Raw genomic sequence first — 26,427 nt, 5'->3', positions numbered from 1 at the left:
CGATGCAGGAACCCACAGCGGGAGCGAACAACAGCCGTCTGGTGATCCTGCTTATCGCCGGTATTCCTGTGATTATGGTACTGGCGGCGACGTGGCTCTGGTGGTTTGTGGCGCGCGGCGAACTGGATATCGTGGGCATGCTCGGTACCGCAAACCGCGGCACCCTGCTGGATCCGCCGCGGCCCCTTGCCGAAGCCGGGCTGCTATCGCCCACCGGCACAGCACTGCCCTGGAGCAACGTCGATCATCAGTGGACCCTGCTGGTGACGCAGGAAGGTGCCGAGTGTGCTGCTGCCTGCGAGCGCAAGCTGTATCTGACGCGCCAGATTCATCTCGCTTTGGGCAAGGAGTTCCCGCGTGTGCGACGGATGCTGATAACGGACCGCGCACCCGCGGACACGGCTCTGGGGGTGAGTGACCTCAGCGACAACAAGCCGGCGCCGGCGGATTTTGCGGGCCTGCTCGCGGAGGAGCACGGTGGGCTGGTTGTCGCCCGCCTGGACGGCGCCAGCTGGCCTCAGCTGTTCCCTGAAACCCGTGCCAAAGACGACCTCTGGTATCTGGTAGACCCTGCCGGCTGGGTGATGATGACGTATGATGCCAGCGACAGTTACAAAGACGTGATCTCTGATCTTAAATTCCTGCTGAAAAACTCCGGGGACTGAACCAGCGTAATGACTGACATGGCCGCAACAGCCAAAGCCACCTGGCGGGACTACAAGGAGCTGACCAAGCCCAATGTTGTCCTGCTGATGATCCTCACCTCGGTAATCGGCATGTTCATGGCGGTGCCCGGTATGGTGCCGCTGGACGCGCTCATTCTGGGAAATCTCGGCATTGCCCTCTGCGCCGGGGCGGCGGCAGCCGTGAACCACCTTGTCGACCAGCGGGTTGACCAGCGCATGGCGCGAACCAGCAAGCGCCCCATGGCCCAGGGCCGGGTCGGTACCTTGCAGGCCGCCGCGTTCGCCCTGGTGCTGGGCGGGGCCGGCATGGCCATACTGCTTATCTGGATCAATGCCCTGACCGCCTGGCTGACCTTTGCCTCACTGGTGGGTTATGCCTTTGTCTACACCCTGTTTCTCAAGCGTGCCACGCCGCAGAATATCGTGATCGGCGGCCTTGCCGGCGCGGCACCACCGCTACTCGGTTGGACCGCCGTTACCGGGGAGATCCACGGCCACGCGCTGCTATTGGTGCTGATTATCTTTGCTTGGACACCGCCGCACTTCTGGGCCCTGGCAATCCACCGCAAGGAAGAGTATGCGGCGGTGGATATACCGATGTTGCCGGTGACGCACGGCGATGCTTTCACGCGCCTGCATATCCTCCTGTACACCGTTCTCATGTTCCTGATTACCCTGCTGCCCTTTGTGACCCGCATGAGTGGGCCGCTGTACCTGTTGGGCGCCGTGGTACTCGGCGGCGGTTTCCTCTACTGGGCCATTGAGCTGATGCGCAATCGCAACCCGGCCGCGCCCATGGAAACCTTCAAGTACTCGATCATCTACCTGATGGCCCTGTTCGTGGTCATGCTGGTGGACCATTATGTTTTTCCCATGACGGCTGCCTGAGGATCTACCCACCATGAGCGACAGCAAGACACCCAGCCAGAGCCGCGGTATTCGCTGGACCGTTATCGGGGTGCTGGTGTTTATTCTGGTGATCGTTGCCGGTTTCGTGAACCGCATCAACCAGCCACGTGTGATGACGGCAGCCGACATGCAGGCAAACGGCGCGTTTCTGCTGCAAACACCCCGTGACATGGGTGATTTCGCGCTGATTGACCACCGCGGCCAACCTTTTGTGCCGGCGAGCCTCGAGAACCAGTGGACGCTGATTTTCTTCGGTTTTACCTACTGTCCCGATATCTGCCCCACCACCATGGCGTTCCTCGACCAGTTTGTGCAAGCGCTTGAAGGCACGGAAGTGGAAGACACCGAGGTGGTCATGGTGTCGGTGGATCCCGCCCGCGACACGGTGGAACAGCTCGCCAGCTATGTGCCCTTCTTCAACCCCGAGTTTGTCGGTGTTACCGGCGAGTTTCTCGATATCCACCGCTTTGCCACGGCCCTGAATACGCCGTTTCGAAAGGTGCCCGGTCAGGACGAGAACTATCTGGTGGACCACAGCGCGAACGTGGTCCTGATCAACCCCCGCGGCGACTACCATGCGTTCTTCAAGGCCCCGCTGGATCTGGCGAAAATGAAGCTGACCTACCGCTCCATCCGCTACCTCTGGGACCATTGAGCCCTGCAACAGGAGGCCGTCATGGCTGATACCACCGCGCCTGTCGTCCTGGTGGACGGCTCCTCCTATCTCTACCGGGCCTTTCACGCGCTGCCACCCCTCAACACCTCCACCGGTGAACCCACCGGTGCGGTGAAGGGCGTTATCAGCATGCTGCGCCGTCTGCTCAAGGATTACCCGGAAAGCCCGGTGGCGGTGGTCTTCGACGCCAAGGGCAAGACCTTTCGCGACGACCTGTTCGCCGAATACAAGGCCCAGCGGCCGCCCATGCCGGACGAGCTGCGCGCCCAGGTAGAACCGATCCATGCCATTGTGCGAGCCATGGGTTTGCCATTGATCTGTGAACCCGGTGTTGAAGCTGATGATGTGATCGGTACCCTCGCCCGCCAGGCCTCCGAGTGCGGCCGGCCGGTGGTGATTTCCACCGGTGACAAGGACATGGCACAGCTGGTGAATGCGCACACCACGCTGGTCAATACCATGACCGATACGCGGCTGGACGAGGCCGGCGTGGAAGAAAAATTTGGTATACCGCCCTCCCGTATTATCGATTTCCTCGCGCTGATGGGCGACAAGGTGGACAACATTCCCGGCGTACCGGGTGTGGGGGAAAAAACCGCACTGGCCCTGTTGCAGGGACTGGGTGGCCTGGATGACATCTATGCGGCGCTGGATCAGGTGGCGACCCTGGACTTCCGCGGTGCCAAGACCATGGCGGCCAAGCTGGAGGCGGAGCGCGAGCGCGCCTATCTGTCCTACCAGCTGGCGACGATCAAGCTGGATGTGCCGCTGCAGGAATCGGTGCAGGCGTTGCACAACGGCGAGCCGGACAACGCCGCACTGCGCGAGTGGTACACCCGGCTGGAGTTTCGCAGCTGGCTTGAGGAGCTGCTGGGGAACGTTGAGGGGGGCGAAGCCGCTGATTCCGACGTTCAGCCACAGCCGGATACCCACTGGGAGGTAGTGACCGACATGCCGGCGCTGGAGGGCTGGCTGGCGCAGTTACAGGCAGCGGAGCTGTTTGCCTTCGACACCGAGACCACCAGCCTCAATTACATGGAGGCGCAGGTGGTGGGCGTTTCCTTTGCGGTAGAGCCTGGTGAGGCCGCCTATGTGCCATTGGCCCACGATTATCTGGGCGCGCCGGCGCAGCTGGATCGGGATGAGGTGCTGGGCATGTTGCGGCCTTTGCTGGAGGACCCGGAGCGCGCGAAGGTCGGGCAGAATCTGAAGTATGATGCCAGTGTGCTGGCCAACCACGGCATCAACCTGCGCGGTATTCGCCACGACACCATGCTCGAGTCCTATGTGCTGGATTCCACCGCGACCCGTCACGACATGAACAGCCTGGCGCTGAAGTATCTCGGCTACAAGACCATCCATTTCGAGGATATTGCCGGCAAGGGCGCTAAACAGCTGACCTTCAATCAGGTCAAGGTGGAGGATGCCGGCCCCTACGCGGCAGAGGACGCGGATATCACCCTGCGCCTGCACCAGGCGCTGTGGCCCCGGTTGTCAGAGCTGGAGGGGCCGGCCGCGGTGTACACCACCATCGAGCTGCCGCTGGTGCCGGTGCTGTCACGTATCGAGCGCACGGGTGCGCTGGTGTCGCGGGAGCTGCTACAGCAGCAGAGCCGCGAGCTGGGTGAGCGCCTGCAGCAGCTGGAAGCGGAGGCCCATGACCTGGCCGGCGAGGCCTTCAACCTCGGGTCACCCAAACAGCTTGGTGAGATACTGTTCAAACGGCTGGAGTTGCCGGTGCTGCGCAAAACACCGACCGGTGCGCCGTCAACCGCCGAGGAGGTGTTGGCGGAACTCGCCCTTGATTACCCACTCCCGCGTGTGTTGCTCGAGTACCGGGGCCTGAGCAAGCTGAAATCCACCTATACCGATAAGCTGCCGGAGCTGCTGAACCCGCGCACGGGGCGTATCCACACCTCGTATCACCAGGCGGTGACGGCCACGGGCCGCCTGTCCTCCTCCGATCCGAACCTGCAGAATATTCCGATCCGCACCGAGGAAGGTCGACGTATTCGCCAGGCCTTCATTGCGCCTCCGGGCTACCGCATCGTGGCCGCGGACTATTCCCAGATTGAGCTGCGCATCATGGCGCACCTGTCTTGCGATGCCGGGCTGCTGCATGCGTTTCGGGAGGGGCTGGATGTACACCGCGCCACCGCCGCGGAGGTGTTTGGTGTGGCCCTGGATGCCGTGTCCGCGGAACAGCGGCGCAAGGCCAAGGCCATCAACTTTGGCCTGATCTATGGCATGTCAGCCTTCGGGCTGGCACGACAACTGCACTTGGGGCGCCACGAGGCGCAGGACTACATCGACCGCTATTTCGAGCGCTACCCCGGGGTGCAGGACTACATGGACCGCACGCGCGCCAGCGCCCGCGAGCAGGGCTACGTGGAAACGCTGTTCGGACGCAGGCTGTACCTGCCGGAAATCAACGCCCGTAACAAGATGCGCGCGCAGGCCGCCGAGCGCACAGCGATCAATGCCCCCATGCAGGGCACAGCCGCGGACATTATCAAGCGTGCCATGCTGCAGGTGGACAGCTGGCTCCAGGGGTCGGATGTGGATGCCCGCACCATCATGCAGGTGCACGATGAGCTGGTGCTGGAAGTGGCCGAAGATGCGGTCGAGCAGGTCTGCGACACTCTGTGCGGGATGATGAGCGACGCTGCTGAACTCGCCGTGCCGCTGCTGGTGGAAGCGGGTTCCGGAAAAAATTGGGATGAAGCGCACTAGCGGGTGGAACTTTCTACAGCGAACCCGGTCTCACTATCCGTAGCATGCTGCTACTGCTCCGCAGGCTCCTCCCCATGAGCCACTCGCGGGGCAAGTCTCTTCCCCAGAGACCCAAGCTGTCCCGGCTGCCTGTCCCCCTACGGGCAGCCGGGTTTTTTATGCGCCGGATTCGTCCTCTTCGCCTTCTTCGCCTGCCTCGTGCTCCTCGTCAGCGTACACGCTGATGTCGGTCAGCCAGGCGTTCAACACCGCAACCAGTTCCTTGTGGCCACTGTGCTTCAGGGCGGAGAAGAGCTGTACGGTCACGCTGTCGCCGTGCACCTGCAGTGTCCGCTGTACCTGCAGCAAGGTCGCGCGTGCGGGGCCGTTCTTGAGTTTGTCCGCCTTGGTAAGCAGGATGTGGGCCGGCATCCCGGCGCTCACTGCCCAGTTGAGCATTTGCTGGTCAAAGGCCTGCAGTGGATGGCGCACGTCCATGAGCAGAATCAGCCCGCGCAGGCTCTGGCGTTTTTGCAGGTAATTTTCCAGCTGTTTGGTCCACTCCTGTTTCACGGCGAGGGGGACTTTGGCGAAGCCATAGCCGGGCAAGTCGACCAGGCGCTGCGTCTCACTGAGGCTGAAAAAATTGATCAACTGCGTGCGCCCGGGGGTGCGGGACGTGCGCGCAAGCTTTGGATTTCCAGTTAAGCTATTGATTGCAGAGGATTTTCCGGCGTTGGAGCGACCGGCGAAGGCCACTTCCCAGCCCGCGTCCTCGGGGCACTGGGAAAGCCGGCTGGCGCTGGTCAGGAAGCCGGCGCTGCGGTAGTCGGGCCGGTCCGGGGGGGTTGACTGCATGAGGTGCGCTTGCCTTTTTTGCATGGGGTATCTCGTATATAATGCCACAGCTTTCCCGGGACCGACGGAAATCTCCGCGTCCCGACTAACCCCGCAGCAAGCAGCAGAGGTGTAGCATGAAAAAATTGTTGGCAGTTGGCGCCATGGTTGTTGCCGCCGGCGCAATGGCTGAGCCGCCCATGGACAAGTACAACAAGAGTTGTGCTGTATGTCATAACGCCGGTGTTGCCGGTGCGCCTAAAACCGGTGATGCTGCCGCCTGGGCTCCGAAAATGGAGAAAGGCATGGATGCACTGGTAACGTCCGTCAAGAATGGCCTGAACGCCATGCCGCCCAAGGGCATGTGCTTTGATTGCACGGATGAGGACTATGCAGCCCTGATCACGTACATGTCCACGCCGGCGCAGTAAGGCGCCGTTACTCTACGTTCCTGTCTGGAAGTGTCATGAAGAAAGCCCTTGTTCTCTGTGCAGCCCTGGTGGGTTTTGCACACACTGCCGGTGCGGCTACGCCGTTCCTCAAAGGCGATGCCGCTGCCGGTGAGCCACTCACTCAGATCTGCAGTGCCTGCCACGGCGCCGATGGCAACAGCCCGGTGCCCACGTTCCCCAAACTGGCAGGCCAGGGGCAGCGCTATCTGCTCAAGCAGCTGATGGACATTCGCGACGGCGCCCGCCCCATTCCCACCATGGCCGGCCAGGTTGACGACATGACCGATCAGCAACTGGCGGATATCGCTGCGTACTATGCGAGCAAGGCGGTGACGGGTAACCAGGCAGATCCGGCGCTGGTGGCTCTGGGTGAGAAGGTCTATCGCGCCGGGATCGCCGAGCGCAAGGTGGCCGCCTGCAGTGGCTGCCACTCACCGAATGGCAAGGGTAATTCCCTGGCGGGTTACCCCGCGCTGCACGGCCAGCACCCCGAGTACATCGCGGCGCAGTTGCGTGCCTATCGCAAAGGCTACGAAGACCCGGAGGGGCGCACCAATGATGGCGACACCAAAATCATGCGCAGCAACGCCTTCGGCCTCAGCGACATGGAAATCGAAGCCGTGGCGAGCTATGCGGCTGGCCTGAAGTAAGTCCTCCAGCAGTAGTTGAAAAGGTGGCCATAGAGCCACCTTTTTTATCCGGAGTAGAACAGTCCGTCGGAATCGTGGTCTGATGACGGTAACCTGACTATGGAGAATCTCATGTTTACGCGTTTTCTCGCTCTTGCTCTCGTGCTGCTGGCCCCGCTCGCAGCCACAGCCCAGGATGCCGCTACCACCGATTGGCAGGAAGGCACGCACTATGACCTGATCGTGCCGGCACTGCGCACGGCAGACCCGGACAAGATCGAAGTGGTCGAGTTCTTCTGGTATGGCTGCGGCCACTGCTACACCTTCGACCCGCTGATCAGCCACTGGAAGGATACCCTGGCGGATGATGTCGACTTCAAAGGCTCCCCCGCCGTCTGGAACAAGCCCATGGAACTGCATGCAGCCATGTACTACACCGCCGATGTGCTGGGCGTTCTCGACTCGCTGCACACGGTGATGTTCCAGGCCATGAATGTCGACGGCAAGCGCCTGGGGTCGGAAGCCGAAATCCGCAAGCTGTTCACCTCGAACGGTGTCAGCGGCGATGATTTCGACAAGGCGTTTTCTTCCTTCGGTGTGAGCAGCCAGGTGCGCCAGGCCAACAGCCGCGCCCGGGCGGCGAAAATCACCGGTACGCCTGAAATGATGGTCAACGGCAAATACCGTATCAGCATTCGCAAGGCGGGAAGCCAGGCGAACATGCTGAAACTGGCTGACTTCCTCATAGAGAAAGAGCGCGCCGCGCAGCCCGCATCCAACGCCGCTTCCTGACCCGGGAGGCGTAACGGGGGCGCCGTGGAGGCCATTTACTACTCGCCAATGCTGCTGGGCGTATGCCTGCTGCTGGCAGTGGCGATATCCTCCACCGCGCTCTGGTATGTGTCGCGCCCTTACGCCGGCCCCGTATTCTGGATGGCCGGTAGCTGGACACTGATCGCCGGCATCGTCCTCTTTTTCGGCTTTATTGCCACCGGCAGCCCGGTGCTGAACGTGCTGGGCAACGCAGGCCAGCTTGCCGGTGAGGCGCTTTTCCTGATTGGCATCTTCCACTTCATGGGGCGACCACTGCCGTGGTGGATTGTGCCTGTGAGCGTCGGGGTGATGGTGGCCTTCAATGTCCACTATTGGGTAACCAACGGTAACTCAGACTTCCTGATGGGGGTCTACTCCACCATCGCCGGGCTGCTACCGGTGCAGGCTATCTGGCTGCTGTTCAAGAGCCGGGAGGATTCGGCAACGCGCCCCGCCCAGCTGCTCGTCGGTGTCAGCCTGCTGCTTTACAGCGCGGTGGTGTTGTTGCGCGGCTTCCACGGCTACCACGACTGGTGGCAGGGCCAACCCTATGTGTTCCCCCTGAAGTCCTACAGTTACCTGTTGCCCTACAATTTTGGTATTCCTGCGCTGGTAATGGGTTTCGTCGGCGTTACGCTGATGACCATGCAGCGCATTCTGGCTGTGGGGCGCACCCACCAGATCCGCGCCGAGTACCTCGCCACCCGCGACGACCTGACCCGGTTGTTGAACCGTCGCGCTTTTCGCACGGTGGCTGAGCGCGACCTGGCACGCGCCCTGCGGCAAAAGCATTCGCTGTGCCTGGCGATGATTGACCTGGACCACTTCAAGCGCCTCAACGACAGCTACGGCCACAGTTTCGGCGACGAGGCACTGCGCCACTTTGCCGATGCCTGGCAGGGCCAGCTGCGGGAGACGGATGTGCTGGCACGTTACGGCGGCGAGGAGTTCGTGTTGTTGCTGCCGGACACCTCTCCGCAGGAAGCGCGGGTATTACTCGACCGGGCGCGGCTTGCGGTGGCCGGAACCGCATTGCACGCCGGCAGCAGCGCGGTGAGCGTGACCTTCAGTGCGGGCATTACCGAGGCGCGGCAGGGCGATACCATCGACCTGCTGCTCAGTCGCGCGGACGAGGCCCTCTACCGGGCCAAGGACAACGGTCGGGACCGTGTTGAGGTGTGGGCCCCCGCGCAGTGAGTGCCCCGCTCCGCCTGTCTTACATGCCGCTTGGGTAAACGTCGAGGGCACCTTTGCCGCTGGCGCGCACCTGACGCATGGCCAACGCGTATTCCCGCAGCAGCTCCAGGCAGTAGATGAGCCGGTCGCGATGGTAGGTGTGCGGGTCCTGGTCGTTGTCCTTGTCGTCGGCGTTGAATACGCCGTTGACGTTGCGCACGATCAGGTGCTCGGGTATGAAGCACAGGCGGTTGTTCTTGTAGCCGCTCATGCGCAGCTCTGCCACGGGGTAAGCGCCCCCGATGGAGCCGGACACGGTGACGATCAGCGCCGGCTTGTGGGCCAGCTCCCCGCCCGATGTCCATAACAGCAGAAAGTTCTTCAGGCCGGCTGGCACCATCCCGTGCCATTCCGGTGCGATAACGATGAGGCCGTCACAGCTGTGCAGCTCGGTGCGCAGCGGGTCGAGAATGCCCTGCCAGCGGGCGTCCTCAGGGTCCCATACGCCCTCTTCCCACAACGGCAGCGGGTTGCCACCGAGGTCCAGAAACCAGACGTCGTCGCAGAGCTTCTGCTCGAGCAGGGTGTGCTTGATGTAGCGGCCCACCTTGGCGCTCTGTGAATCGGGTCGATGACTGCCGCTGATAATGCCCAGTTTCATGTGGGGTCTCCGTGTTTTCAGGGGGTTGCGTTGGTCAGATATCCAGCCAGGGCGGTACCGGCAGGCCTTTGTTATGCAGGAACGCGGGGTTGAAGAGTTTGCTCTGGTAGCGGTTGCCGTAGTCACAGAGGATGGTAACGATGGTGTGCCCGGGCCCCAGTTGTTCGGCGAGCTTCACCGCACCGGCAATGTTGACACCGGCCGAGCCACCGAGACACAGCCCTTCGTGCTGCAGGAGGTCGAATAGCAGTGGCAATGCTTCCTCATCGGTTACGGTAAAGGCGGTATCCACTCTGGCCTGTGCCACGTTGCCGGTGATGTGGTTGATGCCGATGCCTTCCATGATGGAGCTGCCGGCGCTGGGCGTGAGTTCGCCGCAGTTGAAATACTGGCTCAGCGAAGCGCCCTGCGGGTCAGCGAGACCGATGGTGATGCTCTCGCGATGCGCCTTGAGTGCCTGGGAAACCCCCGCCAGCGTGCCGCCGGTGCCCACGGCGCAAATGAACCCGTCGATTTCGCCCTCCGTTTGTTGCCAGATTTCCTCGCCGGTGGTGTCGCGGTGTACTGCCATATTGGCCAGGTTGTCGAACTGCCTGGCCCACACCGCGCCTGCGGCCTCGCTGCTGGCGAATTTTTCTGCCAGGCGCTGGGCGGTGTGGATATAGTGCCCGGGCTCACTGTAGGACGTGGCGGGGACGAGATGTAAATCGGCACCGAGCAATTCCAGTGTGTCGATTTTCTCGCGGCTCTGGCTGATGGGCATCACCACGGTACTGGTATAGCCCAGGGCGTTGGCCAGCAGGGTCAATCCAATGCCGGTATTTCCGGCGGTGCCCTCGACGATGCGACCGCCCGGGCGCAGCTCGCCGCTGGCTTCCGCCGCGCGAATGATGCCGAGTGCCGTGCGGTCCTTCACCGAGCCACCGGGGTTCATGAATTCGGCTTTGCCAAAAATACGGCAACCGGTGCGCTCCGACACCTGCCGCAGGTACAAGAGCGGCGTGTTGCCGATGAGCTGGGTGACATCTGCAGCGCTGGCCACGGCCGGTTTCTCCACTGAAACAAGAAGGCGCAGTATGCCACAGCCGCTACAGGCGGTCAGTGCTCCTGCGGGTCGTTGTGCTGTGCTTGCCCGATATCGCGAGCGCGCGCGTGTAGACGGCTTGCGAGTAATGCGAGAGCGAGCCCGGTCAGGCCCAGCAGCAGTATGCCGAGCAGCATAGGTTGCGGCGAGTCGTGCAGGAACAGGCCTATGAGGCCTCCGGCGACGGCGGATACAGCCATCTGGATAAAGCCGAGCAGCGCCGAGGCGGTGCCCGCCATGTGCGGATAGGGTTGCAGTGCCAGGCCCATGGCATGGGGAAGTGTGAGGCCCATGCCCGCGGTGTAGAGCATCATGGGTATTGCCAGCGCGGCAACGCGGGTGTCGAAGAGCGTGCCGGCAACCGCCATGCTGACGCTGGCGACCGCAACGACGACGGTTCCGATCAGCAGCACCCGGACGGAATCGAGGTGACTGGACAGCCGCGCGCTTACGGCGCTGCCTGCGATATAGCCGGCGACCGTGGTGAGAAAGATAGGCCCGAAGTACTTCACCGGCAGCTGCAGCATTTCGATGTAGACGAAACCGGATGAGGCGAGGTAGACCATCATGCCCGCGTAGACGAAAGAGCTGCTCACCACGACAGCCATGAACCGTCCACTGCGCAGCAGTACCGCATAGTTGCGCGCGATGGTGCCCGGATGGAGGCTCTGGCGTACCGGCAGTGATTCCCCGAGGTAGCGATGGAGTACGATCAGTATCAGCGCGCCGTAGAGCCCCAGAAACACGAAAATACTGCGCCAGGGGAAGAGCAGCATCAGCAGGCTGCCGAGACTCGGTGCTACCGCAGGCGCCAGTGCCATCAGCATGGCAATGAGTGACAGCGCGCGGGCGGCGCGGCGCGGCCCGAACAGGTCGCGCGTGATGGTGCGCGCAAGCGTCGGGCCAACGCAGGCGCCAATGCCCTGCAGGAAACGGTAGGTGAGCAACTCGTCTATCGTGGTGGCCAGGCTGCAGCCCACGCAGGCCGCAATGAACAGCAGCGTGCCGGCGGTGATGACGGGCTTGCGGCCATAACGGTCTGCCAGTGGTCCGCAGAACAGGTGAAACACCGCGAAGCCGGCGAGGTAGGCGCTCAGGGTGAGTTGCACACTGCCTACATCGGTAGCCAGGGCAACACGCATGGCCGGCATCGCCGGCAGATACATGTCGACACTGAGTGGCCCGAGGGCGACCAGCGTTGCGAGCAGGGCTAACAGCCAGGGTGAGTCAGCGGTGAGGTGTCGGGAGCTCATGGGTCGGCGATGCTATCATGCGCACCGCCGATCGGGTCATTGTTTCTCGAACTTCAGCACCGTTTTCCACCACAGGCGCGGCAGCAGCGCATGCCAGAGCATCAGCAGGCGCGCCTCCCCTGGGTAGATAATGTCGCGGTTTTTCGCCACGCCCTTCTCGATCGCCGTGACGATCTTTTCCGGATCGGAAAGCCGCCCCGACTTCTTCGCTTCAATCAGGCTGGCGGGGCTGTCGGTCGCCAGTGTCTGGTCGATCAGGGGTGTATTGACCGGCGGTGGGCAGACCAGATGGACCTTCACACCGGAGTCGCGGAGTTCGTTCTGCAGGATTTCCACATAGGTATTCACCGCTGATTTGGTGGCACAGTAGCCGCCCATGTGGGTGACCAGCGCATAGCCTGCGACCGAGCCAAAGGCGATGATACGGCCGCTGCGACGCGCGAGCATCGACGGCAGCACGCTGCGAATCATGTAGGTGGTGCCGAAATAGTTTATGCGGAACAGGCGCTCCATGCCCGCATGGGTATGGTCCACAAGCTTGTGGCTGGGCATCAGTGCGGCGGCGTGGACCAGCAGGTCGATCGGCCCGGTTTCCTGTTCGACCTGCGCGACCTTCTTTTCGACATCGTCGAGGTCGCCAATGTCGCAACGCAGAGCATGAATCTGCTCGTGTTCTGCGCAGGTGGCCTCAAGCCCTGCCTCATTGACGTCGAAGATGACTACCCTGGCACCGCGTGCCGCCAGGCGCAGAGCGATGATGCGCCCCATGCCGCTCGCGCCGCCGGTGATCAGGGCCACTTTGTTCTGCATATCAAGCATGGCACGGCTCCCTTGCTGGCTGCCCCATGATGCGTCCAATCGTAAAGCCGGGGCAAGAGCCAGGTTGGCCAGGGGAAGTGGCCATTCGGTACGCGGCCACTGCCGGCGGGCCTCAGACCTCGGTGTCGTTCTCCACGTGGTCCAGCGGCAGCACGGTGTTCTGTACCACTCGTCGCAACTCAAAACTGGAATGCACACCGGTAACACCGGGGATACGGGTGAGTTTGCCGAGCAGGAAGCGCTCGTAGTGCTGCATGTCCGGTATCACCGCTTTCAGCAGGTAATCGGCGCTCTGCCCGGTCACAACGGAGCACTCCATGACTTCGGGGAAGTCGCGTACCTGCGCTTCGAAGGCGTCGAAGCGGTCCGGAGTGTGGCGATCCATGCTGATGCCGATGTAGGCCGTCAGTTTAAGCCCCAGGCGAGACTGGTCCAGCAGGGTGACGGTACCGAGAATCAGGCCCGAGTCCTCCAGCCGTTTCACCCGGCGTGCGCAGGGTGTGGCCGACAGCCCAACGCGCTCGGCGAGGTCGAGATTGCTGATACGGCCATCCCGCTGCAGAACATCCAGGATACGGCGATCGATACGGTCCAGCTTCACGCGCTCTCCCCCGGTGTCGCCGCCAGTTTCAGGATCAGACGGTAGTGTTTAGTTGCAACGGGCATGACTGACAATCGGCTGCGGTGCAGCAGGGCGAAGCCCTCGAATTGGGCGGCGTGGCGCTTGAGCTCGGCGAGTGGCAGCGGCCGTGGCAGGTGACTGCGGTAGTGAATATCGCGCAGCACCCAGCGCGGGTTGTCGCGCTCGCTGCGCGGATCGTGATACGGCGAGGCAGGGTCGAACTGGCTCGGGTCGGGCCGCGCCGGGCCCACAACGTCGGCCAGGCCCACGACCGCCGGTACCGCGCAGCTGGAGTGGTAGATAAGCACGTCATCACCCGCCTGCATGCCATCGCGCAGGAAGTTGCGCGCCTGATAGTTGCGGACGCCGTCCCAGGGTTCGGTTTGTGCCGGGCGCGCTGCGAGATCTTCCAGGCTGAAGGTGTCCGGCTCCGTTTTCAATAGCCAGCAGGCCATGTTGCTACCCTCCTCTCCGCTCTAGCCGGTGTGTGTTTGCAATCGCCTATACCACCCGCTGGCGCGCATAATATGGTGTTTATCACTATTAATATTATAATATTTGAATCTATACGCCAATATACCGCGTGTGGATACGCATTTTTGCAGCAATTCGCCCACCCGCAGGGTTTATACTACGCACTCGGCTGATGCAGCATCTGTTGCCGCTGCGGAGTGTCCTTACCGGGGACGCTCGTTGCAGGCACGGGGCTCCACGAGAGCTGGTCCGGCAGGACACGACCCTGCGCGACCCGCGGATGCACAGCCGCCTGTATTCGCCGTACGCGGCAAAATGGACAGAGGACAGAGGCCATGAGCCAATTCGATCATCGCAAATACCCGCCCTTCGCACCCGTGCGCCTGGCGTCGCGCCGCTGGCCCGACCGCCAGATTACCGGGGCGCCACGCTGGTGCAGCGTTGACCTGCGCGATGGTAACCAGGCCCTGATCGAGCCGATGACCGGGCGGCAGAAATCCCGCCTGTGGGATCAGCTGGTGAAGATAGGGTTCAAGGAAATCGAGGTTGGTTTTCCGTCCGCATCCAGTCACGACTACAACTTCTGCCGTGAACTGATCGAGAACAAACGCATTCCCGACGACGTCACCATCCAGGTGTTGACCCAGGCGCGCCCGGAGCTGATCGAGAAAACCTTTGCGGCGCTGCGCGGCGCCCGCCGCGCCATTGTGCACGTCTACAACTCCACCTCGACGGTACAGCGCGAACAGGTGTTTGGCCTGGACCGTGCGGGGATCATTGATATTGCGGTCAAGGGCGCCGAGCTGGTGCGCGACGTGGCGGCGCGCTACCCGGAAACCGAGTGGGTGTTCGAGTATTCGCCGGAGAGCTTCACCGGTACCGAACTGGATTTTGCGGTGGAAGTGGTGGATGCGGTGACGGCCGTGTGGCAGCCCACGCCGGAGCATCCGGTGATCATCAACCTGCCGGCGACGGTGGAGATGAGTACGCCCAATGTTTACGCGGACCAGATCGAATGGTTTTGCGACCATGTGCAGAATCGCGAGGCCCTGCTGGTTTCCCTGCACACCCACAACGACCGGGGCTGCGCCGTCGCCGCGGCGGAGCTGGGTGTGCTGGCGGGTGCAGACCGGGTCGAGGGTACGCTGATGGGCAACGGTGAGCGCACCGGCAACATGGATATCGTCACCATGGCCATGAACCTCTACAGCCAGGGTGTGGATCCGCAGCTGCAGCTCGGCCACATGGACGAGATCATCCAGACGGTGAAAGAGTGTACCCAGTTGCCGGTGCACCCGCGTCATCCTTACGCCGGCGAGCTGGTGTTCACGGCCTTTTCCGGCAGCCACCAGGACGCGATCAAGAAGTGCCTGTCCCGGCGCGAGCAGCAGGCGCCCTGGCAGGTGGCCTACCTGCCGATCGACCCGGCGGATATCGGTCGCTCCTACCAGGAAGTAATCCGCATCAACAGCCAGTCGGGCAAGGGCGGCATCGCCTACGTGCTGGAGAGTAATTACGGTTACGAACTGCCGCGCTGGTTGCAGATAGACTTCAGCGCGGCGGTGCAGGCGTTTGCCGAGCTGCAGGAATCCGAAGTGACCCCCGAGGCGATTCACGACCTGTTCCAGCGCACCTACCTCAGCGGGTCCGGCCAGTGGCGCCTTGGCGACTATCAGGTGAGCCGCGCCGACAGCGTCGACCAGCTGCAGGCCGAGCTCTTCGAGGGCACGGTGCGCAACGCCCTCACCGGTACCGGCAATGGCGTGGTGGCTTCATTCGTGGATGCCATGCAGCGCTTCACGGGTCGCCAGATTGTGTTGGTGGAGTACAGCGAGCACGCCCTCAGCCAGAGTGCCGATGCGGAAGCGGTGTGTTATATCCAGCTGAATATCGACGGCGAGCGCTACTGCGGTGTGGGGCGCAGCCCGGACATCATTCAGGCGTCGCTCGAGGGCATTCTCGGCGCGATCAACCGCGCCGCGAGCCAGGGTCAGACTGCAGCGGCATAGTCGCCGCGGGCCAGCGCTACGGTTCGCGCGACCAGCAGGTCTGTCGAGGACAGCAGGGTCACGCCGGTATCGGCAGGGCCCAGCAACAGGGGGATCTCCGTGCACGCGGCGAGCAACAGGTCCGCGCCGCTGAACTCGAGGCTGGCGGCGAGGGCCTGCAGGCCGCTGCGCACCTCCGGGCTGCGCTCCCCCGCTTTGATCCGGTAGAGCAGGCCCATGAAGCGTGCCTGCTCGCCACTGTTCCAGAGCAGTGGCTCGCGCCCCGCGCTCAGCAGTGCCTGCTGATACAGCCCGGCCTGCAGGCAGCCGTCGGCGGCCATCACCCCGATGCAGTCCCCGGGGTGGCTGCGCACGGCGTCCATCACCACATCCACAATGCTGATAAAGGGAATGTTGACCGCAGCGCGAATTTCGCGGGTGTACGCGTGCGCCGTGTTGCAGACCATCACCAGAAAGTCGGCACCGGCCCGCTCCAGGCGCTGCGCCATGGCAGCCACCTCGGGTGCCGCATCCGGGCCGCTGCCGCTGATGGACGCGTGCCGGTCGGGTACGCGCGGGTTGTGGTCCACCAGCATGTGGATGTGCTCCTGGTCGGTGGCTGCGTCGGTGGCTGCCAGTACGCGCGCCATGAAATCCACGGTGGCTTCGGGCCCCATGCCGCCCATGATGCCGGCAATCCTGGCTGCTGCTTGGCTGTTCTCCACGGTCTGCTCCACTCAGTAGGGGTGTCGCTGGAAGTATTCCCGTGCCGCTGCTCGCACCTTGCCCGCCAGCAGCAGCGTGGACACCATGGTGGGAATCGCCATCAGGCCGTAGGAGCCGGAAATCAGGTTGAACACGATATCAATACTCACGCTGGCACCGAAAATGACCGCCAGCACGAAAAACCAGCGGTAGTAGTGCTGCAGCCTCGCGCCGAACAGAAAGCCGAAACACTTGGCGCCGTAATACCACATGGTGAACATGGTGGTGCTGGCGAGAATCAGCGTCACGAACAGCAACAGGCCGCTGCCCAGGCTGCCCAGGTCCTGGCGGAAGGCATTCGCGGTGAGCGTAATGCCGGACAGGTTGCCGGGGTCCTGCCAGGTGCCGGCCAGCAGGATGACCAGCGCGGTGCAGGTGCAGACAATCAGCGTGTCAGCCACTGGCCCGAGCATGGCGACCAGGCCCTCCCGCACAGGCTCGTTGGTGCGTGCGGCACCGTGGGCCATGACCTCGGTGCCCACACCCGCCTCGTTGGAGAAGACACCGCGGCTCACGCCGATCAGGATGACCCCCACCAGACCGCCGCCCACCGCTTGCGGGTTGAATGCGTCATTGACGATGCTGGCCAGCAAGCCGGGTACCCGGTCGCTGTGCAGCAGGAGCAGGTACAGCGTCATCCCCAGGTAGGTGATGATCATCAGCGGCAACAGGGTGACCGCCACTTTTGCCACCCGCTGTAACCCGCCGAACACCACGATGCCCACCACCGTGGCCATGACGCAGCCGATCAGCAGGTTGGCGCTGGCCGGTGTCTGGCCCGCGAACAGGTTGTCCCGGATGAGTGCGGTGAGCTGGTTGGCCTGGAAAATAGGCAGCGTGCCAATCAGGCCGGCGAGGGCAAAGAGGATGGCCAGCGGATAGAAGGCCCGCGGCAGGGCCTCGCGGATGATGTACATGGGCCCGCCCTGCAGTTGGCCCGCGCTGTCGGTACCGCGGTACATTACCCCCAGGGTGCAGGTAAAGAACTTGGTTGCAATGCCCACCAGCGCCGACATCCACATCCAGAACACGGCACCGGGACCACCGGCTGCAATCGCCAGCGCCACGCCGGAAATATTGCCCATGCCCATGGTACCGGAAAGGGCTGCCGCCAGCGCCTGGGCGTGGCTCAGCTCGCCGGGCTCTCCCGGGGTATCGTGGCGACCCAGCATGATGCCGATGGCGTGGCCGAAATGCCGGTAGGGCAAAAACCGTGAATAGAGCGCAAAGAACAGCCCGCCGCCTAATAACAGCAGCACCAATGGTGTCCCCCAGACCGCGTTGGCAAAGCTCGCCGCGAGCTGTTGCAGAGATTCCATTGACGCTGCCCTCCGGGTGGCAAAAGCCGGCAGAATAGCACAGGGCGGTGCTAAACTCCGGGGCATGAACCTGCGACTCATTGCCCTGCTCGCGGCACTCCTGCCCTTTGCTGCCGTGCACCTCACCTGGCTGCTGGCAGCCAGCCAGGGGCACGTGGACTGGTGCAACCCCTATCTCGACAGCTGCACTTCAATCAGCGCCACGGGCAGGCAGCCGCCGGCCAGCTACCTGTTTCGCGCCACCATGCTGCCCGCTGCAGTTGTTCTTGCACTCTACTGGTGGTGCAACTACGCGTGGTTGCGAGCACTGCAGGGTGCTGACGGCCGCATACGCCGGCTGCGCTGGATGCTCTGGCTGGGCCTGCTGGCAAGCGTGGGCCTGATTCTGTACGTCACCGTACTGGGTGAAGCCGGCGATGCCTGGCGCTTCCAGCGGCGCGCTGGCACGGTGCTGTTCTTCTCTTTCACCTTTCTCGCCCAGCTCTTGTTCGCCGCCGAGTTGCGGCGGGGTTCCCGGCGCGTGGCGGGCATCAGTGGCCTCGCTGCCGGTATGTACGGGGTCTGTTGCCTGCTGCTCGCGCTGGGGCTGCTCACGGTCGTGCTGCAGGCCTGGGATGGTGTATTGTACGACTCGGTGGAGGACGCCTTTGAATGGATATTGAGCCTGTTGTTGCAAACCAATTTTCTACTCGGCTACCTGGTATGGCGCCGGGCCGGCTGGCGTCTGCAGTTTGTTGCCGGCCCCTGAGCGGCGGTGAGTGCAGGGCATGACGGAGACGGCCCCCGATTTCGCGGCCATTACCGCGGCCCAGGCGCGCATCCGCGACCTTGTGCATCGCACGCCGGTCATCAGTAGCGGGTTGCTCAATGAGGTCACCGGCGCGGATGTGCACTTCAAGTGCGAGAATCTGCAGAAAGTGGGTGCCTTCAAGGCACGCGGCGCCAGCAATGCGGTATTTGGCCTGACCGAGGCGCAAGCGGCAGGAGGCGTTGCCACGCACTCGTCGGGCAATCATGGCGCCGCGCTGGCGCAGGCGGCACGTGAGCGTGGCATAGCGGCGCACATCGTCATGCCGGCGAATGCTCCGGCAGTGAAAAAGGCCGCGGTTGCCGCCTACGGTGGCCTGATCATTGAGTGTGAACCAACGCTTGCGGCACGCGAACAGACGCTGGAGCGTGTGGTGGCGGCCACCGGTGCCCACGTGGTGCACCCCTACGCCGACCCGCGCGTGATTGCCGGCCAGGGTACGCTGGCGCTGGAGGTGCTGGAGCAGGTACCCGACCTCGATGTACTGGTTGTGCCTGTTGGGGGAGGGGGCCTGCTGTCTGGTGTCGCCCTCGCGGTCAAGCATCTGCGCCCGGATGTCGAAGTGGTGGCGGCGGAACCGGAGGGTGCCGACGACGCCTTCCGTTCCTTTGGCCTCGGCGCGCTGCAACCGTCGGTGGCGCCTCGCACGATTGCCGATGGCCTGCTGGCGGGATTGGGCGCCATCAATTTCGGTATTATCCAGCGTCATGTCGACACCATTCTCACGGTGTCCGATGCAGAGATTGTGCAGGCCATGCGCCTGCAGTGGAGTCGCCTGAAAACCGTGGTGGAGCCCTCTGGCGCGGTCAGTTTCGCAGCGTTGCTGGCCCACCCGGAGCGCTTCCGCGGGCGCCGCGTGGTGGCGGTCATCAGTGGCGGCAATCTCGACCTCGATAACCTCCCCTGGTGACTGGCATGGACTCTCCCCGTTTTCATCTCGCCCTTCCGGTTGACGACCTGCAGGCAGCCGACCATTTCTACGCTGAGCTGCTCGGCTGCCCGCGCGGGCGTCGCTCCGAGCGCTGGATAGACTACGACTTCTGGGGTCACCAGCTGGTGGCGCACCTGGTGGCCGCCGACGCCATGCCGACGCTGGCGTGCAACCCGGTGGATGGGGAGGACGTGCCCGCCTCGCACTTTGGCGTTGTGCTGCCCTGGGATGACCTGCAGCGCTTGATTGCCAGGCTGAAGGCGCTCGGCATCGAATTTGCGATTGCACCCACCGTGCGCTTCGCCGAGCGGCGTGGCGAGCAGCAAACCTGCTTTGTCTGTGATCCCGCTGGCAATTACCTGGAGTTCAAGGCCTTTCGCAATATCGAGATGCTGTTTGCCAGCGACGGGCTTGATTACCCGTGAAACCCCCGGCGCTGCGGCCCAGGGTGTCGCGTACGCTGGTTGCATGCCTGTTGCTCATCTGGCTTGCCGGTTGCAGTAGCACGCAGTTTTTCTACAACCGGCTGGATTTCTTCGTGCCCTGGTATCTGGGCGATTATGTCAGTCTTGACCGCAGTCAGGACGCGCTGCTGGAAGATGAATTGCAGCCGTTTCTCGCCTGGCACCGGCGGGACGAGCTGCCCCGCTATATCGAGTTGCTGGAGCGAGCCGAGCGCAGCCTGGACCAACCGGTGACGCGTGACCAGCTCATGGCGTTGACGTTGGACGCCGAGCAGGCGCTGGACCGGCTGCAGCACCGGGCGCTGGACTGGATGCTGGTGCTGGGTGATGCCCTGCGGGAAGAACAGTTGCAGGAATTCATGCTGGCGCTGCGCGAGCAGCAGGCAGAGTACGAGGAAAAATACTTGGAACGCGATGACGCGCACTACCGCGACGATGCCTGCGAACGCTTGCAGGACAATATACGCCGCTATCTGGGCCGCCTGCAGACTGAGCAGAAAACGCGCCTTGCGGTGGCCTGCGCGAACCTGCGGCGTTCGGACAGCGTGTGGTTGGCCGAGCGGGCTGCCTGGCTGGATCGCCTCGATATGTTGCTGCAGCGCGAACCCGACTGGCAGGCATCACTGCGCCAGGCCGTGGCGCAGCGTCGGCAGAGTGTTTCCATCGAGTACCGCACCATCTGGGACGCGAACACGGAGGTGATCCAGCTTGCGGTAATCGATTTGGTGAATACGCGCACCGAGCGCCAGGATGCCCATTTGCGTCGTGAGCTTGGCAAGTTGCGCGAAGACCTGATTGCGCTGGTAGAGCAGGGCCCTGCCGACGGCAGCCAGGTAGCGACGAGCGCCGACGAGGCTTGAGGAGATTTTTCATGTTTTTGCGACGAATCCTGCTGGCGCTGGGTTTTGCCGGTGTTATTGCGGCCGGGGCTGTGTGGTTCCAGGTGAGTTCCTCTGCGGTGCCGGCCCAGGGAGGTGAGCTGGCTTTGCCGGGTCTCAGCGCTCCCGTCACTGTGCTGCGCGATGAGCTGGGTATTCCCTACATTTTTGCTCAAAACACGCCGGATCTGTTGCGTGCCCAGGGGTTTGTCACGGCTCAGCACCGTCTGTTCCAGATGGAGCTGTTCCGCGCCACCTGGCAGGGGCATCTGGCAGCGAGCATCGGTGAGACGGGCCTCGCCAGCGATATTCGCATGCGCGTGCTGGGTATTGAGCACAACAGTCGGCGCCACACGCAGCAACTGAGTGACGCCAGCCGAGCGTGGTTGCAGCCTTACGTGGACGGGGTGAATGCCTATGTTGATGCGCACGCCGGGGACCACCCGCTGGAGCTGGGGGTCGTCGGGCTGGAAGCGCGCCCCTGGGAGCTGGCGGACCTGGTAGCGCTGATTCACTTTGTCCACTACACCCACGCCACCAATTTCAAGGCGGAAATGCTCGCCCAGCAACTGGCGGATCATCTGGGTGCGGAGCGGGCGGCAGAGCTGATGCCGTTAATGCGCAATCGCAACCGCAGCAGCGCACCCGCAACCGACGGCGAGCAGGGCAGCCCCGACGGCGATATCGCTGCCGGGCCCCCGGCAACCGGTGCCGCGCACGGCCTTGGCAGCGTCCGGTTGCTGTTTGCGCCGGAGCCGCCCCGCAACGGTGGCATCGGCTCGAATAACTGGGCGATCAGTGCTGCACGCAGCGCGTCGGGCCACGCTATGCTGGCCAACGATCCGCATCTGGATAACCGTATCCTGCCGGGCATGTTCCACCCGGTGGGCCTGTTTGCACCGGGTATCCAGGCTGTGGGTGCCACCCTGCCCGGCTTGCCCGGCCTTCTGCTGGGGCGCACCGAACATGTCGCCTTCGGCATCACCAATGCCTACGGTGATGTGCAGGACGTGTATGTCGAAACGCTGGACCCCGAGAACCCGGAGCACTACCTGGAGGGAGGCCGGAGCCTGCCGCTCCGGCGCAGTGAGCAGCTGATTTCGGTCAAGGATGGCGATGCCCCGGGTGGCATGCGCGAACACCCCCTGGTCGTGCGCTACACCACGCGCGGCCCGGTGATCAGCGACCATCAGGGCCTGGGCTCAGAGGGTGACAGGGTGCTGGTGCTGCGTACCACGGCCTGGGAAAAGCACGCGCCACAGCTGGGTATCGAGGGCCTGCTCGATGCGCCGGATGCGCAGGCGTTTGATACCCGCGTGCAGGATATCGACCTGATGATGTTCAATTTCGTGTTCGCCGATGACCAGGGCAACATCGGGCACAGGGCATCGGGGGCATTGCCCCTGCGCGCCGGCGGCGATGGCAGCCTGCCGCGTGCGGTACCCGCCGATGGCAGCGACGACTGGGTTGGCTGGATTCCCAAGGCGCGTATGCCCGGTGCATTCAACCCCGCAGACGGCTGGGTTGGCACGGCCAACCACGATACCCGGCCAGCCGATTTCCCCTGGTACTACACCAACTATGTGTCGCCGGACTACCGCTATCGCCGTATGGGCCAGGTGCTCAACCAGGCGAGCCAGATGACGGTGGCGGACCACTGGGCGCTGATGGCGGATGACCGCAACCTGCAGAGCGATACCCTGTTGCCACATATCCTCGCTGCGCTGGCCAACGAGCCGGCGCAGGCGGATCTGCACACATTGCTGTCCAGTTGGGACGGTGTCGACCGTGTCGACAGCCCGGCACCACTGATTTACCAGGCGCTGTATCGGGAAATTGCGCTGGGCACGTTCACCGATGAGCTGGGAAAAGACCTGGCGGCGGACATGCTCGGCACCTGGTATTTCTGGCAGCAGCGTTTCGAGGCCCTGCTGGCAGCGCCCGACGCGGACTGGTTTGATGACAAAGGCACGCCCGCGCGGCGCGAAACGCTGGACGATGTCATTCGCGCGGCAGCGCCACGGGCCCGAGCCCTGCTCGAAGAGCTGCAGGGCAGCGATCCCGCCGCCTGGCGCTGGGGTACCGCACACACCCTGGCCTTTGTCAGCCCGCTGCGCCCCCGCGGCTTCGGCAGTGGCGTGGCAGGCGGCTTTGAGCTAGAGCGCAGCGGCAGCGGCGAAACGCTCAACCGCGGTATTTACGCGTTCGAAGAGCCCTTTGCCGCGATCTTTTTCGCGTCAATGAAGCTGGTGGTGGATTTTGCCGACCCGGACAAGGTCGAGGCGATACTGGCCGGTGGTGTGGTCGAGCGGCATTTCCAGCGCCACCAGAACGATCAGGCCCACCTCTGGGCGGACGGTGAGCGCAGGCCCTGGTGGTTCAGTCCGGCGCAGGTGAGGGCGCATGCGCGCACGGAAACGCGCATGGTGCCGGATTAATGGGTCGAAAACCCGCCCGCGTTAAGGAAAGCTTCAGATTGGAAGTGCACAATAAAGGCCTTTCGGACCTTTTCGGGGGGTAATGATGAGCGACCAAGCAAAGCTGGATGTAGTCAGGGCGTACCCGGTCTGGGATGCCACCACCCGCTGGTTCCACTGGATCAACGTGCTCTGCATCGTCGGCCTGCTCGCCGTTGGCGTGGTCATCTTCAACGCCGGTGCGCTGGGCGTCAGTGGCGAGGGCAAGGTGGCATTGAAAACCGTGCACGTCTGGATCGGTTATGTGTTTGCCATCAACCTGCTGTGGCGCATTGCCTGGGGTTTTGTCGGCAACCGCCATGCGCGATGGTCGGCTGTGCTCCCGGGTGGACGCGGCTACGGGCGGGCGCTGTTGGATTACCTGCGCGGTGTGCGCGCCGGCGACCCACCAGCCTACCGCGGGCACAACCCGGTCGGGCGCCTTATGGTCGCCGCGATGCTGCTGTTGCTGATTAACCAATGTGTCACCGGGCTGGTGCTGGCGGGCACCGACCTGTATTTCCCGCCCTTCGGCCATTTGTTCCTGGAGTGGGTGGCGCCTGCGGGTGCCAGCGGCGAACAACTCGCGGGCCTGAAGCCGGCGCAAAGCGCACTGCTGGACGCCGATGCCTATGCGGCCATGCGAAATTTCCGCAAGCCCTTTATCGAGTTGCACGAGCTGGGCTTCTGGGGCCTGTTGATTGCCATCCCGCTGCACATCGCTGCGGTGGTTATCACCGAGTTGCGTGAGCGCAGTGGCCTGATATCGGCGATGTTCTCCGGCCAGAAGGTGTTTTCCCGTGAGCCGCGCGATTGATGCTGGCGCGGTGGCTCAACCCTCGCGTACGTAAATAGACGTATAGCCGGCGCGGGCGAACAGCTGGTAGTCATGCGCCTGCAGGTGCTGGCATACCAGCTGTTGGCCAGTGCCGCCAGGTTGGGGCCGTACTCTTCCACCGAGATGACCTCTGGACGGAAGCGTGTCAGTCGAGCAGCGACAGGTCGCGCACGGCACCGCGGTCGGCGCTGGTCACCATGCTGGCATACACTTTCAGCGCCGCGCTGACCTTGCGTGGCCGGCTCTCTGCGGGTTTCCAGCCGTCCTTGCCCCGGGCGTCCATGGCGGTACGCCGGGCGGCGAGCGCCTGATCGCTCAGCCGCACGTTGATGCTGCGCTCGGGGATGTTGATATCGATGATATCACCGTGCTCGACCAGGGCGATGGCGCCACCAGAGGCTGCTTCCGGCGACACGTGGCCAATGGACAGGCCAGAGGTGCCGCCCGAGAAGCGCCCGTCCGTGAGCAGTGCACAGGCCTTGCCCAGCCCCTTCGATTTCAGGTAGCTGGTGGGGTAGAGCATTTCCTGCATACCGGGCCCGCCGCGGGGGCCTTCGTAGCGGATGATGACCACATCGCCGGCCTGCACCTTGCCGCCGAGAATGTCCTCGACGGCCCCTTCCTGGCTTTCACAGAGGTAGGCGGGGCCGGAAAAGACGAGAATGCTGTCATCCACGCCGGAGGTCTTCACCACGCAACCACTCTCGGCGATGTTGCCGAACAGCACGGCGAGGCCACCCTCAAGCGAGAAGGCGTGCTCGATATTACGAATGCAGCCGCCCTCGCGATCGAGGTCGAGGCTGGGCCAGCGTGTGTCCTGGCTGAACGCGACCTGGGTGGGGATACCTGCAGGACCGGCCTTGTAGAACGTTTGCACTGCTGCATCGCTGGTGCGCACGATATCCCAGCTGTCCAGCGCGGCACCGAGGGTGGGGCTGTGCACGGTGGGGCAGTCGCGATGCAGCAGGCCGGCGCGATCCAGCTCACCCAGAATGGCCATGATGCCACCGGCGCGGTGGACGTCTTCCATGTGGTAGAGGGGCGTGTTCGGCGCCACTTTGCACAGTTGCGGTACGCGGCGCGACAGGCGGTCGATATCCTGCAGGGTAAAATCCAGTTCGGCTTCTTCGGCGGCGGCCAGCAAGTGCAGAATGGTATTGGTCGAGCCGCCCATGGCGATATCCAGGCTCATGGCGTTTTCAAAGGCCTTGAAACTGGCGACGTTGCGCGGCAGTACGCTCGCATCGTCCTCCTGGTAGTAGCGCCGGCACAGCTCAACGACCAGGCGGCCCGCACGCAGGAACAGCTGCTCGCGGTCGGCGTGTGTGGCCAGCGTAGAGCCGTTGCCTGGCAGGCTGAGCCCCAGCGCTTCGGTCAGGCAATTCATGGAGTTTGCCGTGAACATGCCGGAGCAGGAGCCACAGGTGGGGCAGGCGGAGCGCTCGTATTCGGCCACTTGCTCATCGCTGGCATCGCTGTCAGCGGCGATCACCATGGCGTCAACGAGGTCCAGCTTGTGTTCCGAGAGCTTGGTCTTGCCCGCCTCCATGGGGCCGCCGGACACGAACACCACGGGAATATTGAGCCGCATGGCCGCGTTCAGCATGCCGGGAGTGATTTTGTCGCAATTGGAAATGCACACCATGGCATCCGCGCAGTGCGCGTTGACCATATATTCCACGGAATCGGAGATGATGTCGCGGCTGGGCAGGCTGTAGAGCATGCCGTCGTGGCCCATGGCAATACCGTCATCCACCGCAATGGTGTTGAATTCCTTGGCTACGCCGCCCGCCGCTTCAATTTCCCGGGCTACCAGTTGCCCCAGGTCTTTCAGGTGCACATGGCCGGGCACGAACTGGGTGAAGGAGTTCACCACGGCAATGATGGGCTTGCCGAAGTCACCGTCCTGCATGCCGGTGGCGCGCCACAGTGCGCGGGCACCCGCCATGTTGCGGCCGTGGGTGGAGGTTTTCGAGCGGTAATCGGGCATGGGGGCCTCGGTGGATTCAGTCAACAGGTGTGCCGCCGAAGCAGCGCTGGCAAGCGCGCCAGAATAACAAAAATCGCCTTGTCGGGGACAGTGTGCATTGCGTTCGCGGGGCGTTTTCGTAAACATGGTGGGTACCGGGGCAGCGGAGATCATGATATGCCGCAAGGATGTTTCCCCGCAGAGGTGT

General features: G+C 63.3%; 25 protein-coding genes. 15 read left to right on the top strand and 10 right to left on the bottom strand.

The genetic code is table 11. The features are described 5' to 3' along the window. Positions 1-2: 2 nt before the first annotated feature. The 4 genes from G533_RS0110725 to polA are packed head-to-tail and all read left to right on the top strand — an operon-like array spanning position 3 to position 5,004. The gene (locus tag G533_RS0110725; protein ID WP_027949947.1) at positions 3-665 is read left to right on the top strand and encodes a redox-active disulfide-containing membrane protein; all 663 of its coding nucleotides are present in this window, start codon (positions 3-5) and stop codon (positions 663-665) included. 9 nt (positions 666-674) lie between these two features. Next, the gene (gene cyoE / locus G533_RS0110720) at positions 675-1,574 is read left to right on the top strand and encodes a heme o synthase (RefSeq protein WP_027949946.1); all 900 of its coding nucleotides are present in this window, start codon (positions 675-677) and stop codon (positions 1,572-1,574) included. A gap of 13 nt (positions 1,575-1,587) precedes the next feature. Next, complete coding sequence (locus G533_RS0110715; protein WP_027949945.1) at positions 1,588-2,250, top strand: SCO family protein; 663 nt, start codon at positions 1,588-1,590, stop codon at positions 2,248-2,250. A gap of 21 nt (positions 2,251-2,271) precedes the next feature. Next, complete coding sequence (gene polA, locus G533_RS0110710) at positions 2,272-5,004, top strand: DNA polymerase I (RefSeq protein WP_027949944.1); 2,733 nt, start codon at positions 2,272-2,274, stop codon at positions 5,002-5,004. 156 nt (positions 5,005-5,160) lie between these two features. Here the strand turns inward: polA and yihA are convergent, their stop codons facing one another. Continuing rightward, positions 5,161-5,841 (bottom strand): ribosome biogenesis GTP-binding protein YihA/YsxC, encoded by a 681-nt coding sequence (gene yihA, locus G533_RS21595; RefSeq protein WP_035527631.1) that lies wholly within the window; start codon positions 5,839-5,841, stop codon positions 5,161-5,163. Between the two features lie 116 nt (positions 5,842-5,957). On the opposite strand from yihA, the gene G533_RS0110700 reads away from it, so the two are divergent. The 4 genes from G533_RS0110700 to G533_RS23525 all read left to right on the top strand — a co-directional run bounded on the left by G533_RS0110700 (position 5,958) and on the right by G533_RS23525 (position 8,911). Next, positions 5,958-6,251 carry a c-type cytochrome gene (locus tag G533_RS0110700; protein WP_027949943.1) on the top strand — a complete coding sequence of 98 codons (294 nt, stop codon included), beginning with the start codon at positions 5,958-5,960 and terminating at the stop codon, positions 6,249-6,251. A gap of 35 nt (positions 6,252-6,286) precedes the next feature. Further along, positions 6,287-6,922, top strand: coding sequence for a c-type cytochrome (locus tag G533_RS0110695; protein WP_027949942.1), 636 nt, complete (start codon positions 6,287-6,289; stop codon positions 6,920-6,922). A 111-nt stretch (positions 6,923-7,033) separates the two neighbouring features. Continuing rightward, the gene (locus tag G533_RS0110690; protein ID WP_027949941.1) at positions 7,034-7,693 is read left to right on the top strand and encodes a thiol:disulfide interchange protein DsbA/DsbL; all 660 of its coding nucleotides are present in this window, start codon (positions 7,034-7,036) and stop codon (positions 7,691-7,693) included. Positions 7,694-7,717: 24 nt separating this feature from the next. Then, positions 7,718-8,911: a GGDEF domain-containing protein gene (locus tag G533_RS23525; RefSeq protein WP_144079854.1), complete on the top strand. Its 1,194-nt coding sequence runs from the start codon at positions 7,718-7,720 to the stop codon at positions 8,909-8,911. Between the two features lie 19 nt (positions 8,912-8,930). Here G533_RS23525 and G533_RS0110680 read toward each other — a convergent pair whose 3' ends face one another. From G533_RS0110680 to G533_RS0110655, 6 genes are all read right to left on the bottom strand, one after another. Continuing rightward, positions 8,931-9,551, bottom strand: coding sequence for an NADPH-dependent FMN reductase (locus G533_RS0110680; protein WP_027949940.1), 621 nt, complete (start codon positions 9,549-9,551; stop codon positions 8,931-8,933). Between the two features lie 34 nt (positions 9,552-9,585). Further along, positions 9,586-10,593 carry a cysteine synthase A gene (locus G533_RS0110675; protein ID WP_027949939.1) on the bottom strand — a complete coding sequence of 336 codons (1,008 nt, stop codon included), beginning with the start codon at positions 10,591-10,593 and terminating at the stop codon, positions 9,586-9,588. 56 nt (positions 10,594-10,649) lie between these two features. Next, positions 10,650-11,888: a multidrug effflux MFS transporter gene (locus G533_RS21585; protein ID WP_051230208.1), complete on the bottom strand. Its 1,239-nt coding sequence runs from the start codon at positions 11,886-11,888 to the stop codon at positions 10,650-10,652. A gap of 36 nt (positions 11,889-11,924) precedes the next feature. Continuing rightward, the gene (locus tag G533_RS21580) at positions 11,925-12,707 is read right to left on the bottom strand and encodes an SDR family NAD(P)-dependent oxidoreductase (protein ID WP_051230207.1); all 783 of its coding nucleotides are present in this window, start codon (positions 12,705-12,707) and stop codon (positions 11,925-11,927) included. Positions 12,708-12,819: 112 nt separating this feature from the next. Then, positions 12,820-13,308 (bottom strand): Lrp/AsnC family transcriptional regulator, encoded by a 489-nt coding sequence (locus G533_RS0110660; protein WP_027949938.1) that lies wholly within the window; start codon positions 13,306-13,308, stop codon positions 12,820-12,822. Continuing rightward, positions 13,305-13,784, bottom strand: coding sequence for an EVE domain-containing protein (locus G533_RS0110655; RefSeq protein WP_027949937.1), 480 nt, complete (start codon positions 13,782-13,784; stop codon positions 13,305-13,307). The genes G533_RS0110660 and G533_RS0110655 overlap by 4 nt, the downstream gene beginning before the upstream one ends. Positions 13,785-14,138: 354 nt before the next feature. On the opposite strand from G533_RS0110655, the gene leuA reads away from it, so the two are divergent. After that, positions 14,139-15,812: a 2-isopropylmalate synthase gene (gene leuA / locus G533_RS0110650; RefSeq protein WP_027949936.1), complete on the top strand. Its 1,674-nt coding sequence runs from the start codon at positions 14,139-14,141 to the stop codon at positions 15,810-15,812. Here leuA and cuyB read toward each other — a convergent pair. Continuing rightward, the gene (cuyB, locus tag G533_RS0110645) at positions 15,794-16,516 is read right to left on the bottom strand and encodes a cysteate racemase (RefSeq protein ID WP_027949935.1); all 723 of its coding nucleotides are present in this window, start codon (positions 16,514-16,516) and stop codon (positions 15,794-15,796) included. The two genes, leuA and cuyB, sit on opposite strands and share 19 nt — an antisense overlap. A gap of 12 nt (positions 16,517-16,528) precedes the next feature. Next, on the bottom strand, positions 16,529-17,875 hold the full coding sequence (locus G533_RS0110640) for an alanine/glycine:cation symporter family protein (protein WP_027949934.1): 1,347 nt from the start codon (positions 17,873-17,875) through the stop codon (positions 16,529-16,531). Between the two features lie 64 nt (positions 17,876-17,939). On the opposite strand from G533_RS0110640, the gene G533_RS0110635 reads away from it, so the two are divergent. The 6 genes from G533_RS0110635 (at position 17,940) to G533_RS0110610 (ending at position 24,229) form a co-directional block, all read left to right on the top strand. Next, on the top strand, positions 17,940-18,623 hold the full coding sequence (locus G533_RS0110635) for a Frag1/DRAM/Sfk1 family protein (RefSeq protein ID WP_035527627.1): 684 nt from the start codon (positions 17,940-17,942) through the stop codon (positions 18,621-18,623). 19 nt (positions 18,624-18,642) lie between these two features. Then, the gene (locus G533_RS0110630) at positions 18,643-19,593 is read left to right on the top strand and encodes a pyridoxal-phosphate dependent enzyme (protein ID WP_027949932.1); all 951 of its coding nucleotides are present in this window, start codon (positions 18,643-18,645) and stop codon (positions 19,591-19,593) included. 5 nt (positions 19,594-19,598) lie between these two features. Continuing rightward, complete coding sequence (locus G533_RS0110625; protein WP_027949931.1) at positions 19,599-20,039, top strand: VOC family protein; 441 nt, start codon at positions 19,599-19,601, stop codon at positions 20,037-20,039. Continuing rightward, positions 20,036-20,938: a DUF6279 family lipoprotein gene (locus tag G533_RS21575; protein ID WP_051230206.1), complete on the top strand. Its 903-nt coding sequence runs from the start codon at positions 20,036-20,038 to the stop codon at positions 20,936-20,938. Before G533_RS0110625 ends, G533_RS21575 begins: the two co-directional genes overlap by 4 nt. A gap of 11 nt (positions 20,939-20,949) precedes the next feature. Further along, the gene (locus tag G533_RS21570; protein WP_051230205.1) at positions 20,950-23,394 is read left to right on the top strand and encodes a penicillin acylase family protein; all 2,445 of its coding nucleotides are present in this window, start codon (positions 20,950-20,952) and stop codon (positions 23,392-23,394) included. A gap of 85 nt (positions 23,395-23,479) precedes the next feature. Then, the gene (locus G533_RS0110610) at positions 23,480-24,229 is read left to right on the top strand and encodes a cytochrome b/b6 domain-containing protein (protein WP_035527624.1); all 750 of its coding nucleotides are present in this window, start codon (positions 23,480-23,482) and stop codon (positions 24,227-24,229) included. Positions 24,230-24,395: 166 nt separating this feature from the next. Here the strand turns inward: G533_RS0110610 and ilvD are convergent, their stop codons facing one another. Further along, positions 24,396-26,240 (bottom strand): dihydroxy-acid dehydratase, encoded by a 1,845-nt coding sequence (gene ilvD / locus G533_RS0110605; RefSeq protein WP_027949929.1) that lies wholly within the window; start codon positions 26,238-26,240, stop codon positions 24,396-24,398. Positions 26,241-26,427: the final 187 nt, after the last annotated feature.

The organism is Haliea salexigens DSM 19537, from assembly GCF_000423125.1.
Taxonomy (GTDB): domain Bacteria; phylum Pseudomonadota; class Gammaproteobacteria; order Pseudomonadales; family Halieaceae; genus Haliea; species Haliea salexigens.
This window is presented reverse-complemented; position numbering and strand designations above follow the sequence as displayed.

What these genes read in the sequence shown, in the direction of transcription:
- G533_RS0110725 (WP_027949947.1), top strand. Translation starts at nt 3, where the DNA reads ATGCAGGAACCCACAGCGGGAGCGAACAACAGCCGTCTGGTGATCCTG.
- G533_RS0110655 (WP_027949937.1), bottom strand. Translation starts at nt 13,784, where the DNA reads ATGGCCTGCTGGCTATTGAAAACGGAGCCGGACACCTTCAGCCTGGAA.
- G533_RS0110640 (WP_027949934.1), bottom strand. Translation starts at nt 17,875, where the DNA reads ATGGAATCTCTGCAACAGCTCGCGGCGAGCTTTGCCAACGCGGTCTGG.
- polA (WP_027949944.1), top strand. Translation starts at nt 2,272, where the DNA reads ATGGCTGATACCACCGCGCCTGTCGTCCTGGTGGACGGCTCCTCCTAT.
- G533_RS0110680 (WP_027949940.1), bottom strand. Translation starts at nt 9,551, where the DNA reads ATGAAACTGGGCATTATCAGCGGCAGTCATCGACCCGATTCACAGAGC.
- G533_RS21585 (WP_051230208.1), bottom strand. Translation starts at nt 11,888, where the DNA reads ATGAGCTCCCGACACCTCACCGCTGACTCACCCTGGCTGTTAGCCCTG.
- G533_RS0110700 (WP_027949943.1), top strand. Translation starts at nt 5,958, where the DNA reads ATGAAAAAATTGTTGGCAGTTGGCGCCATGGTTGTTGCCGCCGGCGCA.
- G533_RS21570 (WP_051230205.1), top strand. Translation starts at nt 20,950, where the DNA reads ATGTTTTTGCGACGAATCCTGCTGGCGCTGGGTTTTGCCGGTGTTATT.
- G533_RS21580 (WP_051230207.1), bottom strand. Translation starts at nt 12,707, where the DNA reads ATGCTTGATATGCAGAACAAAGTGGCCCTGATCACCGGCGGCGCGAGC.
- G533_RS0110610 (WP_035527624.1), top strand. Translation starts at nt 23,480, where the DNA reads ATGAGCGACCAAGCAAAGCTGGATGTAGTCAGGGCGTACCCGGTCTGG.
- cyoE (WP_027949946.1), top strand. Translation starts at nt 675, where the DNA reads ATGACTGACATGGCCGCAACAGCCAAAGCCACCTGGCGGGACTACAAG.
- leuA (WP_027949936.1), top strand. Translation starts at nt 14,139, where the DNA reads ATGAGCCAATTCGATCATCGCAAATACCCGCCCTTCGCACCCGTGCGC.
- G533_RS0110635 (WP_035527627.1), top strand. Translation starts at nt 17,940, where the DNA reads ATGAACCTGCGACTCATTGCCCTGCTCGCGGCACTCCTGCCCTTTGCT.
- yihA (WP_035527631.1), bottom strand. Translation starts at nt 5,841, where the DNA reads ATGCAGTCAACCCCCCCGGACCGGCCCGACTACCGCAGCGCCGGCTTC.
- G533_RS0110695 (WP_027949942.1), top strand. Translation starts at nt 6,287, where the DNA reads ATGAAGAAAGCCCTTGTTCTCTGTGCAGCCCTGGTGGGTTTTGCACAC.
- G533_RS0110690 (WP_027949941.1), top strand. Translation starts at nt 7,034, where the DNA reads ATGTTTACGCGTTTTCTCGCTCTTGCTCTCGTGCTGCTGGCCCCGCTC.
- G533_RS0110715 (WP_027949945.1), top strand. Translation starts at nt 1,588, where the DNA reads ATGAGCGACAGCAAGACACCCAGCCAGAGCCGCGGTATTCGCTGGACC.
- G533_RS0110625 (WP_027949931.1), top strand. Translation starts at nt 19,599, where the DNA reads ATGGACTCTCCCCGTTTTCATCTCGCCCTTCCGGTTGACGACCTGCAG.
- ilvD (WP_027949929.1), bottom strand. Translation starts at nt 26,240, where the DNA reads ATGCCCGATTACCGCTCGAAAACCTCCACCCACGGCCGCAACATGGCG.
- G533_RS0110630 (WP_027949932.1), top strand. Translation starts at nt 18,643, where the DNA reads ATGACGGAGACGGCCCCCGATTTCGCGGCCATTACCGCGGCCCAGGCG.